Annotated in this window: 18 protein-coding genes and 1 pseudogene; 11 read left to right on the forward strand and 8 right to left on the reverse strand. The window is 68.0% G+C overall.

Translation table 11 applies throughout. The annotated features are described in order from the left end of the window. Positions 1-43 precede the first annotated feature (43 nt). Positions 44-883, reverse strand: coding sequence for an aldo/keto reductase (locus ASD30_RS08695; RefSeq protein ID WP_056680134.1), 840 nt, complete (start codon positions 881-883; stop codon positions 44-46). Between the two features lie 140 nt (positions 884-1,023). On the opposite strand from ASD30_RS08695, the gene ASD30_RS08700 reads away from it, so the two are divergent. Beyond that, positions 1,024-1,386, forward strand: a complete 363-nt coding sequence (locus tag ASD30_RS08700) for an SPW repeat protein (RefSeq protein WP_056680137.1) — start codon at positions 1,024-1,026, stop codon at positions 1,384-1,386. A gap of 4 nt (positions 1,387-1,390) precedes the next feature. Next, positions 1,391-1,963 carry a TetR/AcrR family transcriptional regulator gene (locus tag ASD30_RS08705; protein ID WP_056680140.1) on the forward strand — a complete coding sequence of 191 codons (573 nt, stop codon included), beginning with the start codon at positions 1,391-1,393 and terminating at the stop codon, positions 1,961-1,963. Between the two features lie 9 nt (positions 1,964-1,972). Here the strand turns inward: ASD30_RS08705 and ASD30_RS08710 are convergent, their stop codons facing one another. After that, the gene (locus tag ASD30_RS08710) at positions 1,973-2,398 is read right to left on the reverse strand and encodes a hypothetical protein (protein WP_156388674.1); all 426 of its coding nucleotides are present in this window, start codon (positions 2,396-2,398) and stop codon (positions 1,973-1,975) included. A gap of 107 nt (positions 2,399-2,505) precedes the next feature. Between ASD30_RS08710 and ASD30_RS08715 the strand changes: the two genes are divergently transcribed. Next, positions 2,506-2,847, forward strand: a complete 342-nt coding sequence (locus ASD30_RS08715; RefSeq protein WP_056680147.1) for a DUF2200 domain-containing protein — start codon at positions 2,506-2,508, stop codon at positions 2,845-2,847. A 103-nt stretch (positions 2,848-2,950) separates the two neighbouring features. Beyond that, positions 2,951-3,095, forward strand: a pseudogene (locus ASD30_RS27905) (NAD(+)--rifampin ADP-ribosyltransferase); the annotation flags it as partial. 92 nt (positions 3,096-3,187) lie between these two features. On the opposite strand, the gene ASD30_RS08725 reads toward ASD30_RS27905, so the two are convergent. Continuing rightward, positions 3,188-3,634: a pyridoxamine 5'-phosphate oxidase family protein gene (locus ASD30_RS08725; RefSeq protein WP_056680153.1), complete on the reverse strand. Its 447-nt coding sequence runs from the start codon at positions 3,632-3,634 to the stop codon at positions 3,188-3,190. Positions 3,635-3,720: 86 nt separating this feature from the next. On the opposite strand from ASD30_RS08725, the gene ASD30_RS08730 reads away from it, so the two are divergent. Next, on the forward strand, positions 3,721-4,056 hold the full coding sequence (locus ASD30_RS08730) for a TraR/DksA family transcriptional regulator (protein ID WP_056680155.1): 336 nt from the start codon (positions 3,721-3,723) through the stop codon (positions 4,054-4,056). Positions 4,057-4,064: 8 nt separating this feature from the next. Here the strand turns inward: ASD30_RS08730 and ASD30_RS08735 are convergent, their stop codons facing one another. Beyond that, on the reverse strand, positions 4,065-5,324 hold the full coding sequence (locus ASD30_RS08735; RefSeq protein WP_056680480.1) for an amidohydrolase: 1,260 nt from the start codon (positions 5,322-5,324) through the stop codon (positions 4,065-4,067). Between the two features lie 111 nt (positions 5,325-5,435). Between ASD30_RS08735 and ASD30_RS08740 the strand changes: the two genes are divergently transcribed. Beyond that, positions 5,436-5,654, forward strand: coding sequence for a hypothetical protein (locus ASD30_RS08740; protein ID WP_056680158.1), 219 nt, complete (start codon positions 5,436-5,438; stop codon positions 5,652-5,654). Between the two features lie 36 nt (positions 5,655-5,690). Continuing rightward, positions 5,691-5,927 carry a DUF3099 domain-containing protein gene (locus ASD30_RS08745; protein ID WP_235532543.1) on the forward strand — a complete coding sequence of 79 codons (237 nt, stop codon included), beginning with the start codon at positions 5,691-5,693 and terminating at the stop codon, positions 5,925-5,927. A 15-nt stretch (positions 5,928-5,942) separates the two neighbouring features. Here ASD30_RS08745 and ASD30_RS08750 read toward each other — a convergent pair whose 3' ends face one another. After that, entirely contained in the window at positions 5,943-6,596 is a 654-nt protein-coding gene (locus tag ASD30_RS08750) for a GntR family transcriptional regulator (protein WP_056680164.1), read from the reverse strand. 199 nt (positions 6,597-6,795) lie between these two features. Here ASD30_RS08750 and ASD30_RS08755 point away from each other — a divergent pair, with 199 nt between their 5' ends. Then, positions 6,796-8,187 carry a purine-cytosine permease family protein gene (locus ASD30_RS08755; protein WP_056680167.1) on the forward strand — a complete coding sequence of 464 codons (1,392 nt, stop codon included), beginning with the start codon at positions 6,796-6,798 and terminating at the stop codon, positions 8,185-8,187. 16 nt (positions 8,188-8,203) lie between these two features. Further along, a complete protein-coding gene (locus tag ASD30_RS08760; RefSeq protein WP_056680170.1) occupies positions 8,204-8,860 on the forward strand; it encodes a flavin reductase family protein in 657 nt (218 codons plus the stop codon). Between the two features lie 122 nt (positions 8,861-8,982). On the opposite strand, the gene ASD30_RS08765 is transcribed toward ASD30_RS08760, so the two are convergent. Then, complete coding sequence (locus ASD30_RS08765) at positions 8,983-10,437, reverse strand: flavin-containing monooxygenase (protein ID WP_162250929.1); 1,455 nt, start codon at positions 10,435-10,437, stop codon at positions 8,983-8,985. A 2-nt stretch (positions 10,438-10,439) separates the two neighbouring features. Continuing rightward, positions 10,440-11,342: an SDR family oxidoreductase gene (locus tag ASD30_RS08770; protein WP_235530090.1), complete on the reverse strand. Its 903-nt coding sequence runs from the start codon at positions 11,340-11,342 to the stop codon at positions 10,440-10,442. A gap of 188 nt (positions 11,343-11,530) precedes the next feature. On the opposite strand from ASD30_RS08770, the gene ASD30_RS08775 reads away from it, so the two are divergent. Next, entirely contained in the window at positions 11,531-13,333 is a 1,803-nt protein-coding gene (locus tag ASD30_RS08775; protein WP_056680176.1) for a C39 family peptidase, read from the forward strand. A 34-nt stretch (positions 13,334-13,367) separates the two neighbouring features. On the opposite strand, the gene ASD30_RS08780 is transcribed toward ASD30_RS08775, so the two are convergent. Continuing rightward, on the reverse strand, positions 13,368-13,886 hold the full coding sequence (locus ASD30_RS08780) for a gamma carbonic anhydrase family protein (protein ID WP_056680487.1): 519 nt from the start codon (positions 13,884-13,886) through the stop codon (positions 13,368-13,370). A gap of 372 nt (positions 13,887-14,258) precedes the next feature. On the opposite strand from ASD30_RS08780, the gene ASD30_RS27910 reads away from it, so the two are divergent. Then, positions 14,259-14,701 (forward strand): DUF222 domain-containing protein (locus ASD30_RS27910; RefSeq protein WP_442938230.1); only part of this gene is annotated, 443 nt, incomplete at its 3' end. Positions 14,702-15,053 lie beyond the last annotated feature (352 nt).

Genomic DNA, 15,053 nt, shown 5'->3' on the forward strand with positions numbered 1-15,053 from the left:
GAGCGCAGTCACCGCAGGGTCCACGTCGACTTCCAGACGCGGGTCACATCTCTTCGTGGGTCTCCGGGTCGCCGCCGAAGAGCCGGCCGTCGGGGCGGCCGAGTGCGGTGATGGCCGCGACCTCGTCGTCAGTGAGGACGAAGTCGAAGACGGCCAGATTCTCCTGCTGTCGTTGGGGTGTGGCCGACTTCGGAATCGGAAGGGCACCGATCTGCACCTGCCAGCGCAGCACCACCTGGGCCGGCGTGACGTTGTGGGACTCGGCAGCGTCACGCACCGGTGCCTCGTCGAACGGGGCGTTGCGCTTGCCCAGTGGGCTCCAGGACGACGTCACGATGCCGCGGGCCTCGTTGGCGACCCGCATCTCGACCTGGGGGAACCACGGGTGCAGCTCGACCTGGTTCACCGCCGGCGTCACGCCGGTCTCGGCGATGATCCGGTTCAGGTTGTCGGCGGTGAAGTTCGAGACCCCGATGGAGCGGACCAGACCCTGCTGCTGCAGGTCGACGAGGGCGCGCCAGGCGTCGGCGTACTTGTCGACGGTCGGGTTCGGCCAGTGGATCAGGTGCAGGTCGAGGTGGTCGACGCCGAGGCGCCCCAATGACTCCTTGGTGGACGCGACCGCGTCGTCGTACGCGTGATGCCGACCGGGGAGCTTGCTGGTGATCAGCACCTCGTCACGGGGAAGGCCCGACTCGCGCACCGCCCGGCCGACCTCCTCCTCGTTGCCGTAGTTGACCGCCGTGTCGAGCAGTCGGTAGCCGGTGTCGAGGGCGCTGCGGATCGCGTCGACGCCGTCGGATCCGGTGAGCGTGTAGGTGCCGAATCCGATCGCCGGAAGCGTCGTACCGTCATTGAGGGTGAGGGAGGGAATGTCACTCATGGTTTCAGGCTAGGTCAGACGCGGTTGGGCGCGCCCGAGCCTTCCCCGCCACTCTTGACCGGGCGGTCAAACAAGGAGCATTCTGGTGGTGAATGATCCGCCTGAGGACGACGGATTCGGGTAGGAAATGAGGATCAGTCATGCCGAAGTTGACTCGATGGCAGGCCCTGGTGGCGCTGCTGGCTGGTGCGTACGCCGCGCTGTCGCCGCTCTGGACCGACACGGACGACATGGCGACCTGGACGATGGTGGTCCTGGGCGTCGCGACGATGGCCGTCTCCCTCTGGTCGGTGGCCATGCCGGACGACAAGATCTCGGAGTACGCGCTCGTGCTCATGGGTGTTCTCTTCATCGTCGCACCGTGGGTGATGGGGTTCGCCAACATCGACGACATGGCCCTGACGGCCTGGATCGTCGGAGCCATCACGCTTGTCGCCGGCGTGCTCGAGGTGCCGCAGATCGAACACCGGCTGCACCTGCACCACGGGCCGATCGCGCACTAGTCGAGTGAAGGCTGCCACCGACCGCCGCACCCGGATTCTGGACGCGGCGGAGGAACTCTTCGCCGTTGACGGCTTCGACGCCACGCCGACTGCGCGTGTCGCCGAGGCCGCCAGCGTGCCGAAGGGGCTGGTCTTCTACTACTTCCCACGCAAGATCGACCTGCTGCTGACGCTGTTGCAGGAGCGGCTCCCGACGCCGACGACGGACACCGTCGCCGACGTCGTACGCCGTGGCGACCCGGCCGCCTCGCTGCTCGCCATGCACCGTCGACTCGGACTGGAGGACCACGACTCGCTGGTCCTGCGGACGATCATCTTCCGTGAGAGCGGCACGCACCCGGAGGTGCGCGACCACCTGCGGAAGCTGCGCCGTTCGCTCGTCGAGCTCACCGAGTCTGCACTGGAGCAGGCCGCCGAGTGGAGCGTCGCGGCGAAACTGCGTCGTCAGGCGGCCGAGACGTTCGTGTCGGTCATGCTCGACCACGCCAATGCGCGCAGGGCCGGGGGAGCGCTGCCCGACGTACAAGGTGCAGCCGCGGTGGTGGCGTTGGCGATCGGCGCGCCGGGTCTGGCCTGACCCGCAGCGTCAGCTCGTGGCCCCGAGCACCCTGGCCAGCTCGTCGGCCGATGACCGCAGGATCAGCCCGAATGTGAACTCGAGGCCGTCGCCCTCCTGCGGCCACAGGGTCAACGTCGAGGTCACCCCACGCTTGTAGTCGGCGTGGTCGATGTCGCTGCGACCGAGCTGCGCCACGACCTCTCCGGTGGGGCGCATGGCGGCACTCTTGCCCAGGCAGATGATCCGCCGGTCGGTGACGACGACGAACCCCTCGGCCCGGGCGGCGCTGCGGGCGTTGACCGCCTTGTTGAGCCTGCGTGCGGCGCCCCCGACCCTGCCCTGCTCGGCCGGCGCCGACTTGACGATCGCCTGGGCCATCGCCTCGACGGTCTCGCCGGCGTCGAGCATCGGTCCGACGATCTCGCTGACGCGCTCGCGCTGCTTGTCCTTCATGAGTGCCCCGTTCACAGGACCGTCCGGGCTGGACGGTTGCCGGTCAAGTATCCACCGGCTCATGTGGTCACCGGTGTGACACCGTGCGCCCGACTACCCTGACGCCCATGAGCCGCATCTTCACCGTCAGCTTCGCGTCGGTCTACCCCCACTACGTCACGAAGGTGGAGAAGAAGGGCCGCACGAAGGCCGAGCTCGACCAGGTCATCGAGTGGCTGACCGGGTACGACGAGCAGGCGCTCGCGCACCACCTCGAGGAGGAGACCACGTTCGAGGAGTTCTTCGCGCAGGCTCGACTGAACCCGAACGCGGAGCTGATCACCGGCGTGGTGTGCGGCATCCGCGTGGAGCAGATCGAGGATCCCCTGATGCAGAAGATCCGCTACCTCGACAAGCTGGTCGACGAGCTGGCCAAGGGCAAGGCGATGGAGAAGGTCCTGCGCGCCTGACCGTCCGTTGCGCCATCATGGCGACATGAGCGAGGTGATGGAGTCAGTGCCGACCGAGAACGGCCCTTTCTTCCACGGGACGAAGGCCGATGCGCCCGAGCGGATCTACCAGGTCGAGCCCACCGGCTTCTTCGAGGACGACCCGAACCTGACGAACACGAGGTTCAAGGGCAACCCGACCCGTTCGTACCGCACCAGCGAGCCGATCCGCGTCGTCAGTGAGGTCACCGACTGGGAACCGCACGCACCCGAGGTGCTGCAGCACATGCGCGGCCACCTGGCCGAGCTCGAGCGGCAGGGCATCGAGGCCATCAACGAGTGATCGCTCCCGCGCTCGGGGCTACTCGCGTTCGACCCGCTGGAGTCCGTCGGTGGGCGTCCACCACTCGACGACCAGCCTGGTCCCTTCGGCGTTGAGGTGCGTGTGCACGACCTCGGCGATGTCGGCGTGAAAGGCGTCGCCGTCGGGTGACGGGTCAGTCACGAGTGCCCGGCCGGCGATCTTCGCCTCGCCCGGCCAGGACGCCTCGGAGCCGTCCACCGGGTCCACCGTCGCACTGTGCAGAGCGAACCGCGGGTCACGGCGCAGGTCGGATCCCTTGCGGGAGTTCGGCATCGATCCGAAGGTCAGCCGGCCCTCCTTGAAGGCGGCCTCGATCCCCGAGATGCGCGGTGCGCCATCGGCCCGCAGCGTCGCGATCGTCTTGTGCCGGTGCGCGTCGAACAGGGCCTGCACGCGCCGGGCGAACTCCGGCTCGGCGGCTTCGAGGTCGTGCCATGCCGTCATGCTCCCGATTCTCGCACCAGCTGCGGACGGCGTCACTCGACTCCTGGCCTGCGTGGAATCTGCCCGGCACAGGCAAGAATGAACGGATGGACGGTGCCCGCGGACGACTCGAGGATGAACGGAAGCAGACCCTTCAGCGCCTCGCCGGTCTGATGGAGGACTTCGACGAGGTGGTAGCCGCCTCGCGGGACACCAATGCTGACGAGGAGCACGATCCCGAGGGGGCCACGATCGCCTTCGAGCGGTCACAGGTCGGAGCCCTCGTGAGGCAGGCCAGGCGCCACCTCGACGAGATCGACTCCGCCCTCGAGCGCCTGGTGGCCGGCACCTACGGGACGTGTGAGACGTGCGGACTGCCGATCGGCGAAGGGCGTCTCGAGGCCAGGCCTGTTGCCCGCACGTGCATCCGCTGCGCGAACTGAGGTGTTCGTCAGGCCCCCAGCCAGGCCATGCCGGCGACGACGAGTGCGGTGACGCCGGTGTCGAGGGTGGGCTGGATGACGGGCGCGAACGTGGGGGAGTGGTTGGCAGGAATGTCCTGGTCGACCCGGTCGGCCTCCTCGGCCGCACGGTACGCCTCGCCGTCGATCCCACCCAGACCCCAGTAGGAGTAGGGGATTCCCCATGCATCGGGCAGTCGCGAGAAGTCCTCGCTGGCGGACTGCAGGGGCAGCTCGCCGGCCGCCGCGCCGAAGTGGTCGGCGAAGGCGGCGGCCAGTCGCTCGGTCACCTCGGCGCCGTTGTCAGTCAGTGGGTAGCGGTCGTAGAGCTCGAACTCAGGCTGCTTCGGGCTGCCCGAGGCCTCGCACTCCGCGATCACGATCCGCCTGATCGCGTCGAGGATGCGCGTGCGGGTGCTGTCGTCGTACGACCGCACGTTGAGCTCGATCACCGCCCTGTCCGCGATGATGTTGCTCTTGGTGCCGGCGTGCAGGCTGCCGACCGTGAGCACGGCTGGCGCGGTCGGCGCGACCTCGCGCGACACCACAGTCTGGAGGCGTACGACGACCATCGCCGCAAGCACCACGGGGTCGACCGTGGCGTGCGGCATCGAGCTGTGGCCACCGCGCCCGAACAGCGTGATGCGCATGCTGTCCGCGGCCGAGAGCACAGGTCCCACGCGGGTTCCGACGGTTCCGGTGGGCATCGCGAGCACGTGCTGCGCGAAGGCCACGTCGGGTCTCTCGACCAGGTCGACGATGCCGCCCTGGACCATCGCGTCGGCGCCGTCGGCCCGCTCCTCGGCCGGCTGGAACACTGCCACGAGGGTGCCGTTCCAGTCGTCCAGCGCGGCGGCGTACAACGCGACGGCGCCCAGCAGGCTGGTCACGTGCACGTCGTGGCCGCAGGCGTGCATGACCGGCACCTCCGCGCCGGTCTCGTCGGTGGCGGTGGCCGTGCTCGCATAGGGCAGCCCGGTCTCCTCCTTCACCGGCAGCGCGTCCATGTCGGCACGCATCAGCACCGTCGGGCCGTCGCCGTTGCGCAGCACGCCGACCACGCCGGTGCCCCCCACGCCTTCGTGCACCTCGCAGCCAGACTCGCGCAAACGCTCCGCCACGAGGCCCGCGGTGCGCGTCTCCTGATGGGGCAGCTCCGGGTGGGTGTGCAGGTCTCGGTAGAGCTCCTCGAGTCCTTGTCGCTGAGCCTCGAGCCCCGTGAGGACGTTGGTGACGTGTGCAGAGACCATGAACGCATCCTTGCCGATCAGTCGAATGGTCTCCACCCGGTGGACGTGGTCCCGACCGCCCCCGGGGCGCAGCCATGGCCAGGGTGTCGTGGGCGTTGCTAGGTTCGGGTCATGACTGAGTCTCCCGACGACGCCCGGATCGACTCCCGCGCCGAGCAGCTGCCCGAGGAAGAGCATGCGGGTGGCGCTGATGACCCGCACGCCCAGGCCGAGGCGATCCTCGAGGAGTCCGACGAGCGCACCGACGACCCGGAGGGCACGCGCCGCGAATCGACCCAGACCCCGGACGACCCGCCCTCGCAGGCCGAGCTGGTCGGCGACGTCGACTGACCATCAGGCGTCAGGTCCGCGCGGCACACTGGAGGGGTGCGACGCAGACAAGCACCGACCCGGGTGACCGACGTGAAGGAGTCGCGCTCCCGCCGACAGAAGCGGCGACAGCGCATCTACTTCACGCTGATGGGCACCTGCCTCCTGCTGATCCTGCTGGCATGGAACGTCGTGCGCCTGTGGTCGACGACCGCCGCCGTGGTGATGTCCGCGATCGCCGCGGTGATCCCACCGACGGCCGCCATCCTGGCCAACTGGGGCGAGGACGGTTGAGGACCAGCCGCCCCGTCAGCGGCGAGCCGGGGAGTGGTTCAGCGTGCCGAGGGCGAAGTCGACCAGGTAGTCGTTGAGCTCGGCGGAGGCCGCGGTCGCCGCGTCGACGTCACTGGCGAGAATCGCCTCGAGCATGGCGATGTGCAGGGCGGCGCCGGCCTTGATCTCGGCCACCTCGTCGACGACGTGGGTGAACCAGAAGCGTCGTGAGAGCCCTTGGAGGGGCGCCATCGCATCCGCGAGGTAGTCGTTGTGGGCGCTGGACGCGATGAGCTGGTGCGTGGCCTTCACCGTCTCGGCGTACTCCTTGAGTGTGAAGTCGTCCTCACGGATCCGGGTCGCCATCGCCTCGATGTCTCGGCGCTCGGAGGCCGTGGCACGCTCGCATGCGAGCTCCACGGCCAGCGACTCCAGGCTGCGGCGCAGCTCGAGCATCCGCAGCTGCGCCTCGACGGAGGTGGCCGGGATCAGCACGCCCTTGTTCGGATGGATCTCGACCATGTGGTTGCGCGAGAGTCGCTGCAGGGCTTCTCGCACCGGCGTACGCCCGAGCCCGGTCTTCTCCATGAGGAATGCCTCGGAGACCAGTGATCCCGGGTCGAGATCCTGGAAGACGATCATCTGCTCGATGACCTGGTAGGCCTGTGCGGCCTTGCCCGGAGTCGTCATCACGTTCCCCTTTCGTCTTGATCCTAGGGGCGCTGGCGCCCGTGGCCGGTGTCGGCTCGTCGGAGGTGGGACGAAGATTTCTTCGCCCGAACCCTTGATATATGACCAATATATTGGTTGCATGCTCGTTGTCCACCTTGAGACCCGGGTCACAGATCGCTGCGTAGTCTGGCGATGACCTCCGAACGGAAGGGATGTCATGAGCAAGACATCCACCATTGAGCAACGTTCGATCGACTTCGTCCCCGCCGACGAACGGCACGGCAACGCCCGCAGCCTTCTCTTCGTCTGGTTCGCCGCCAACACCTCGATCACCGCCGTCGTGACCGGAGCCCTGTTCGTCATCCTCGGCAACAGTGCGCTCTGGTCGATCCCCGCGATCGTGATCGGCAACGTCGCCGGCGGATTCTTCACCTCACTCCACTCGGCGCAGGGGCCGCGGCTCGGCGTGCCCCAGATGATCCAGAGCCGGGCCCAGTTCGGCTACTACGGCGCGATCCTGCCGCTGGTGCTGGCCCTGATGATCTACCTCGGCTTCTACGCCACCGGCCTGGTCCTCGGCGGGCAGGCCATTGCCGACCTGCTCCACGTGTCGCAACAGATGGGCGCGGTGGTGTTCGCGCTGATGTCGACGACCCTGGCGATCTTCGGCTACCGCCACATCCACCGCTTCGCGCACGTGGCTGCGGTCCTCAGCGGTGTCGTGTTCCTCGGCCTGTTCGTCAAGATCCTCGGCGATCCGGGCTTCGACGACATGCTCGGGAGCGGCGCCTTCGCCGCGGCCCCGTTCGTCCTGGGGATCTCTCTCGCCGCCTCCTGGCAACTGACCTTCGGCCCCTACATCGCCGACTACTCGCGCTACCTCCCGACCGAGACCCCGAAGTCGACCACGATCGGCTGGACCTTCGCCGGCAGCGTGATCGGTGCCTCGCTGGCAATGATCCTGGGCGCGTTCGCCGCCTCGCTCGGCGGCGAGAAGTTCGGCGCCAACCAGGTGGGCTACCTCGCCGACCTCGGTGGCTTCTTCGGACCGCTCGTGCTGGTCGCGGTGATCCTCGGGAAGCTGACCGGCAACACGCTGAGCTCGTACGGCGGATACATGTCGGTCGCCACGATCGTCACCAGCCTCACCCATCAGTCCGCGATCGCGCTGCGCCACCGCGTGGTCTACATCGGGCTCATCTCGGCTGTCGCCCTGGCCATCGCGTTGGCGGCGACCGACAACTTCCTCTCCACCTTCACCGACTTCCTCCTGTTCCTGCTCTACTTCATGACGCCGTGGTCGGCGGTCAACCTCGTCGACTACTACTGGGTGCGCAAGGAGAAGTACGACGTGGGCGCACTGTTCGACGCGAACGGCATCTACGGCAAGTTCAACGTGGGGGCGTTCGTCGCCTACGGGATCGGCGTGCTGATCCAGATCCCGTTCATGCACAGCACTCTCTACACCGGCCCGATCGCCAGCTGGATGGGTGGAGCCGAGTTCGCCTGGGTCCTCGGACTCGTGGTCTCCGGCGGCCTCTACTACGCCTTCTCCGCACGGATCCGCAACGAGGTCCCGCCCACCCACCGCGTGCCCGTCGGCCGCTGACCCCCAAGGACTCGCCATGAAGTACGACCCCGCGAGCGAGAAGAGCCCGCTGCCCTTCTCGCCGTTCAAGAGCTGCACCGTTCCGCGCCCGATCGGCTGGCTGTCGAGCGTCAGTCCCGACGGCGTCGAGAACCTCGCGCCGTACAGCCAGTGGCAGAACCTGACCTTCGACCCGCCGATGGTGATGTTCTCCGCCAACCAGTACCCCGACGGTCGCCGCAAGGACACCGTGCTCAACGCCGAGCAGACCGGTTGGTTCGTCTGGAACATGGCCACCTGGGACCTGCGCGAGGCGGTCAACACAAGTGCCATGGCCCTGCCCGCCCACGAGAGCGAGTTCGACCGCGTCGGGGTGACAAAGCGGTACGCCGACCTGGCGCCGGTGCCGATGGTCGGCGAGAGCCCCGTGCACTTCGAGTGCCGCTACCTCTCCACGCACCGCATGGTGGGGGACTCCAACGTCGGCACGATCGACATCGTGTTCGCCAAGGTCGAGCGGATCCACATCGACGAGTCGGTGCTCACGCCCGAAGGCAGGCTCGACATCCCGAAGATCAAGCCGATCGCGCGAATGGGCTACTACGACTACACGGTCGTCACCGACACCTTCGAGATGCGCATCCCCCAGGCCTCACCCGACGAGGCGCTCGGACTGGCCGGCCAGGCCTCCTGATCCGCCGGCTGCACGCGCCACCCACCCCCACGGATGCGTGCAGCCGGCACTCCACCGCGACGGTCGGAAGCGGGGCTCGACAGGGAGTCGCAAGGTCGTCGCGCCGGACGCGTCGTACGCCGTCAGTCGGCGAACTCCATCACCCCGTCGTCGACCGAGCTGCCGCGCAGGAACTTCCTGTCGAAGTACCAGTTGTGCTTCAGGCGCCACGGGTCCCGGTCGCCGGCGAGGGGCAGCCGGCCGGCCGCGCGTTGGAGATAGCCCGACTCGAGGTCGAGCAGCGGGGCGGGCTCGAGGCCCTCCTCCTGCCGTGGGGCGGCCACCTTCAGGTTGTGCTGGTCCATGTGCTCGAGGAGGCGTACGACGTACTCGCACACGAGGTCGGCCTTCAGCGTCCAGGAGGCGTTGGTGTAGCCCACGATGAAGGCGAAGTTGGGGATGCCGCTGAGCATCATCGCCTTGTAGGTGAAGGTCTTGCCGAGGTCGACCTTCTCCCCGTCGACCTCGATCGAAGCGCCGCCCATCGGGATCACGTCGAGGCCCGTGGCAGTGACGACGATGTCGGCCTCCAGCTCCTGGCCGGACTTGAGCCTGATGCCCGTCTCGGTGAACTTCTCGATGTGGTCGGTCACGACGTCGACCTTGTGGCTGTGGATTGCCTTGAACAGGTCGGCCCCCGGGATCACACACAGGCGCTGGTCCCACGGGTCGTACGGCGGCGTGAGGTGCGTGTCGTAGTCGAAGTCGTCGGGCAGGTGCAGCTTGGCCCAGCGCTTGAGCAGCACCTTCGCGACCTTCGGGCTGCGCCGGCAGAACTCGTAGAAGCCGATCGTGACTGCGGCGTACCGGGCGTGGATCGCCCGCGCGGCCAGTGAACGGGGGAGCGTCTTCTTGAGCGTCTGGGCGATCGGGTCGACCCTGGGCTGGCTGACGATGTAGGTCGGCGTGCGTTGCAGCATCGTGATGTGTCCGGCGTCGCGGGCCATCGACGGGATCAGCGTCACGGCCGTGGCGCCGCTGCCGACCACGACCACGCGCTTGCCGGTGTAGTCGAGGTCCTCGGGCCAGTGCTGGGGGTGCACGAGACGACCACGGTAGTCGTCGAGGCCGTCCCACTGGGGTGTGTAGCCGGCCTCGTAGTTGTAGTAGCCGCTGGTCGAGACCAGGAAGTCGGCGGTGAGCGTCTCGGTCTCTCCGGTCGCGGTGTTCTCGACGGTGACGGTCCAGAACCTGTCCTCGCTGGACCACGCGAAGTCCGTTGCCTTGCGGTTGTAGCGAATCTGCTTGTCGACGCCGTACTCGGTCGCGGTCTCGCGCAGGTAGCGCAGGATGTCGGGGCCGTCGGCGATCGCGTTCCTGCCGTCCCAGGGGCGGAAGCCGAAGCCGAGGGTGTACATGTCGGAGTCGGAGCGGATGCCGGGGTACTTGAACAGGCTCCAGGTGCCGCCGAGCTCGTCGCGCTGCTCGAGGAGGGCGTAGTTCTTCGCCGGGAAGGCCCGGCTGATGTGCACGGCGGCATCGATGCCGGAGAGCCCTGCGCCGACGATGAGGACTTCGAGGTGGGTAGCTTCGGACACGGTCAGTCCTTCGGGTCGGTGACGGCCGCGGGGTTCTCCGCGTTGGCGAGGTTGCGTGCACTGGTGGAGCGCCCGAGAGCGGCCACCTCGGCGTCCATGCGGGGGAGCAGGTCGGGGACGAACTTGAGGACCGGCTTGCTGCCGGCGGCCGAGTTGACCACGTTGCGGTTCAGGCCGACGCCGCGCACCCAGCCGGGGCAGTAGACGTGGCGCCGGCGCTTCTCGATGCCCTTGACGAACGCCTTCACGCAGGCGTCGACCGACGTGGTCCGGCTCAGCGGGTAGGGCATCTTCTTGATCATGTCCTCGAAGGAGGAGAGGTCCTTCTTGGCGTCCCGCACCAGGGGCGTGTCGATCCACGACATGTGGGCGCACCCGACGTCGACGCCCTGGTGGGCCAGCTCGAGCCGCAGGGCGTTGGCGAAGTGCTCGGCGCCGGCCTTGCTGGCGTTGTAGGCGGCGAGCCCGGGCGCTGCGGCGAACGCGGCGAGTGAGGACACCACGAGGAGGTAGCCCTGGGAGTCCACGAGCGCCGGCACGGTGGCCCGTGCGGTGTGGAAGACGCCGAGGACGTTGATGTCGAGCACCCGCTTGAAGGCGGCGGGGTCGACCGCCATCACCGAGCCGTAGCTGGCGATGCCGGCGTTGGCCACGACGACGTCGATCCGGCCGAAGCGCTCCAGGGTGGCGTCGGCTGCGGCCTGCATGGCCGCCAGGTCACAGACGTCGGCCACCACGGCGAGGGCGTTGTCGCCGATCGCGGCGGCCGTCTCTGCCAGGGCCGTCTCATCGAGGTCGGTGATGACGACCTTCGCGCCCCGGGCGGCGAGCGACTTCGCGACCTCGGCCCCGATGCCGCGGGCGCCTCCGGTGATGAGTACGACTTGGTCTTCTGAACGACTCACGATGATCTCCATTGTCTGTGACACTGCGTAACAGGTAAATCTAGGTGGCAGTGGCGGAGTGGTCAATGCCGTGAGACGCATGCCTCCTGCTGCCCCGGGGGTCCGGAGCACGAGATAGCCCGTCTGGGGGATTCAGTGGGCGGTTCGCAGGCCCCACGATGGAGGGGAGGGGCGACGGGAGCGGGAAGGTGGTCGACGAACGTACGGCGGCGGAGCGGGCGGGCAACTACCCACCGCGGAAGTCGACGATGGTGCGCCGCTGCACGGCGGCGATCATCGGCGAGCCCGACGAGTGGCTCTTCGACCAGGTGGTCGCCGACCTCGTCGCCCTGCTCAACGAGCCCGGACTGACCCGCGAGGACCTGTTCGCCACCTTCCGCGACACGGCGGGCGCGTTCGTCGTACCGTCGCTGTCGAACGCGGGCCGCGGCCGGTTCTTCCGCGGCCCGGGAGCGAGGGCACCCAAGCGGCTGCTCGACGCCAACCCCCAGACCTGGTTGGAGATCCTGCGGGTCCGCGACATCGGACCGGACAGCTTCTACGACATGTTCAACCTGCTGGCCGTGCGGTGGGTGCACCGCTTCGGCGCGAGCGTGCCGGTCTTCATTGCCGCCGACGGGTCACCGCTCGACGGCGTCACCTGGACCATCCAGTCCGGCCCTGGGATCGGCAGCCCGGTCACCGTCGTCGTGCGCCACGGCCTCGGCCTCGACCCGGCGGGCAACCCGGTCGCGTTCCCGGAGGTGGGGGAGTATGTCGTCTCCGACGGGTCCGCGCAGACGAGGGTCGACGTACCGGTCGCCACTGCCTTCGTCAGGGTCGGCCTGGCGGCGAGCAACCAGCTGCGCATCTTCCACGACCCCGAGATCGTCGCGCTGTCAGTGCATCCGGCGAAGGCGACGTACCCGGCCAAGCATGCGCAGTGGCAGTCGACGTTCGACAAGTCCGGCACGCCCTGCGGCACCTGCGAGAAGTTCGCGTTCGTCAAGCAGGAAGACCTCGAGTCGCCCCAGATCCTCATGGTGGCGACGGACCCGGAGGAGTCGAGCACGCTCATCTCCAACCTGCCCGCCGGTCGTTACGTGATCGCCGGCCACGCCGACGGGGGACTCATCGTGACCACGGTGCGTGATGTCGTGATGGACGTCGGGTCGGTGCGCGAGGTCGGACTCGACCACGGGTTCGACCTGACCCGGTTGGACGTCGACCCGCCGCCGAAGGTGTTCCTGCAGGGCAACGTCCCCCAACAACACCAGCAGCAGACCCGATGGTGCGGCCTGTTCTCGCTGGCGCACGCGTTCAGCTACTGGGCGCCGCAGCGCTACAACCCGATGGGCGACAACGGGCAGTGGGCCGGTGAGCACATCAAGGACGGATGGGACTCGACCTGGCTGCACTCGTTCCTGCTCTACGTCAGCGGCGGGTTGATCCCGGCGGTGGTCTCGATCTTCACCGACGACCCGTCGCCGGGCACCCTCCAGGAGACGATGACCGTCGGTGCCTGGAGGTGCGGCTTCTCCGGCCAGGGCTACACCTACGAGTCGCTCGGCAAGACCGAGGCTCTCACCCAGCTCAAGCGCTGGATCCACTGCGGCGTACCGGTGATCGTCACCATCGACGAGCTGATGGACCAGGGCGAGGGCCACTGGAGCTCGGAGCACTACAAGGTGCTGATCGGGTACGACGACGATGCGCAGCTGCGCTACACAGACGATGACGGCAACGAGCACACCAGCACGGGCGCGTTCTACTTCCAGAACTCAGGTGGACAGGGGGAGACTCGCGGCGATCCGGACGTGCTCGAGGCACAGCTCCGGGAGAACCACCCCGACTACGAGAGCGTGCCGATGGGCAACGAGGCCGACTCCTACACGGTCTTCTGGGAGAAGTGGAAGACCGGCGGCATCCCGACCTTCAGTGACTCGCACTGGTGCCTGCCGATCTATCCGACCGACTTCGTCAAGGCGTACGCCGCGAACCCCGACGCGTGACTGGCTTCCTGGGATCAGTCGAGGACCAGTCGGGTCAGCCGACGACCGTGCCACCGCGGTGTAGGTCGCGGTGGTGCTCGTAGATGGCGGCGTTCGTGTGCAACCGCTCGACCTCTTCCGCGGTGAGCTCGCGACGCACCTTCGCGGGCACGCCGGCGACCAGCGTGCGTGGCGGGATCTCCATGCCCTCGGTGACCAGGGCTCCGGCGGCGATGAGCACCTCGTCGCCGATCACGGAGCCGTTCATCACGGTGGCGTTCATCCCGACGAGCACGTGGTTGCCGATGGTGGCCCCGTGGATGACCGCGCCGTGGCCCACGGAGACGCCCTCACCGAGCGTCACGGGCTTGCCCTTGTCGACGTGGAAGACGCAGTTGTCCTGCACGTTGGAGCGTGGACCGATGGTGATCGGCTCGTTGTCGGCGCGCAGCACGGCGCCGTAGAAGACGGACGACCCTTCGGACAGTTCCACGGATCCGACCAACGTCGCGTCGGGAGCGACCCAGGCGGAATCAGGTACGACGGGGGCGCGGTCTCCAAGTGCGATCAACATGCGGGCCAGCCTAGCGACGACGATCGGCGCCCGTTCGAGGGTGCTGATCCTCAAACATCTGGGTTGGCGTCTGGGGATAACTCGGCTCATTCGTCACACGTGTTCACAATGGTCACCACCTTCGTGCATTTGTTCAAAAACAGGCATATCGGGGGTAAAATCGTGCCCATGAGCAACCCCGACCACACCGGCCCCGGCACCCACCCGGTGCTCGAGTGCGCAGCGGTGATCGAGACCTCGTTGAAGTCGGTCGCCGACGTCAACCCCGCCTTCATGACCACCGCCGNCGGCCCCGGCACCCACCCGGTGCTCGAGTGCGCAGCGGTGATCGAGACCTCGTTGAAGTCGGTCGCCGACGTCAACCCCGCCTTCATGACCACCGCCGAGAAACGCGCCGCCTTGGTCGAGCTGACCGACCTCGGCTCCCAACTGGAGTCCCTGCGGCTGCGGGTGATCGCGGCCGCAGGCGACGTGGCCGACGCAGACGGCGACCCCAACGTCGCCTCCTGGTTGACCCCGCGCACCCGCACCGGGGCGGGCGCGAACCACCAGGCCGAGAAGCTGGCCACCTCCCTGGACACCCGCTGGAGCGTCGTCGCTGCCGCCCTCGCTTCGGGGGCGGTGCACCTGGAGCAGGCCAAGGTGATCGTGGCCGCCCTGGACCGACTGCTGGCCAGTGCCGAAGTCCCTGAGGACGTGATGGCCGCCGCGGAGGCGCACCTGGTCGAGCTCGCCGCGCAGCACTCCCCGCACGACCTGCGGATCCTGGGCCGCAAGATCCTCTCCATCGTCGCTCCACAGTTGTGTGAGGACGANGCACCTGGTCGAGCTCGCCGCGCAGCACTCCCCGCACGACCTGCGGATCCTGGGCCGCAAGATCCTCTCCATCGTCGCTCCACAGTTGTGTGAGGACGAAGAACGCAAGAGGGTCGAGGAGGAGGAACGCCGCGCGCACGCGAAGTCCCGGTTGTGGTTCAAGAACAACGGTGACGGCACCGTCGAGCTGCGTGCCACCCTCTCCGAGGCCGCCGCGGCCCGCCTCAAGGGCATCCTGAACGCGCTGACCTCACCCCGGCACCAGTCCACCCCGGGTGGGGGTGCGGCCCCGTTGACCGATCCCGCGACCGGTCAGAAGGTTCCCTTCGACCAACGCCGTGGGCTGGCCTT

This window comes from Nocardioides sp. Root140 (genome assembly GCF_001426745.1).
GTDB lineage: Bacteria > Actinomycetota > Actinomycetes > Propionibacteriales > Nocardioidaceae > Nocardioides.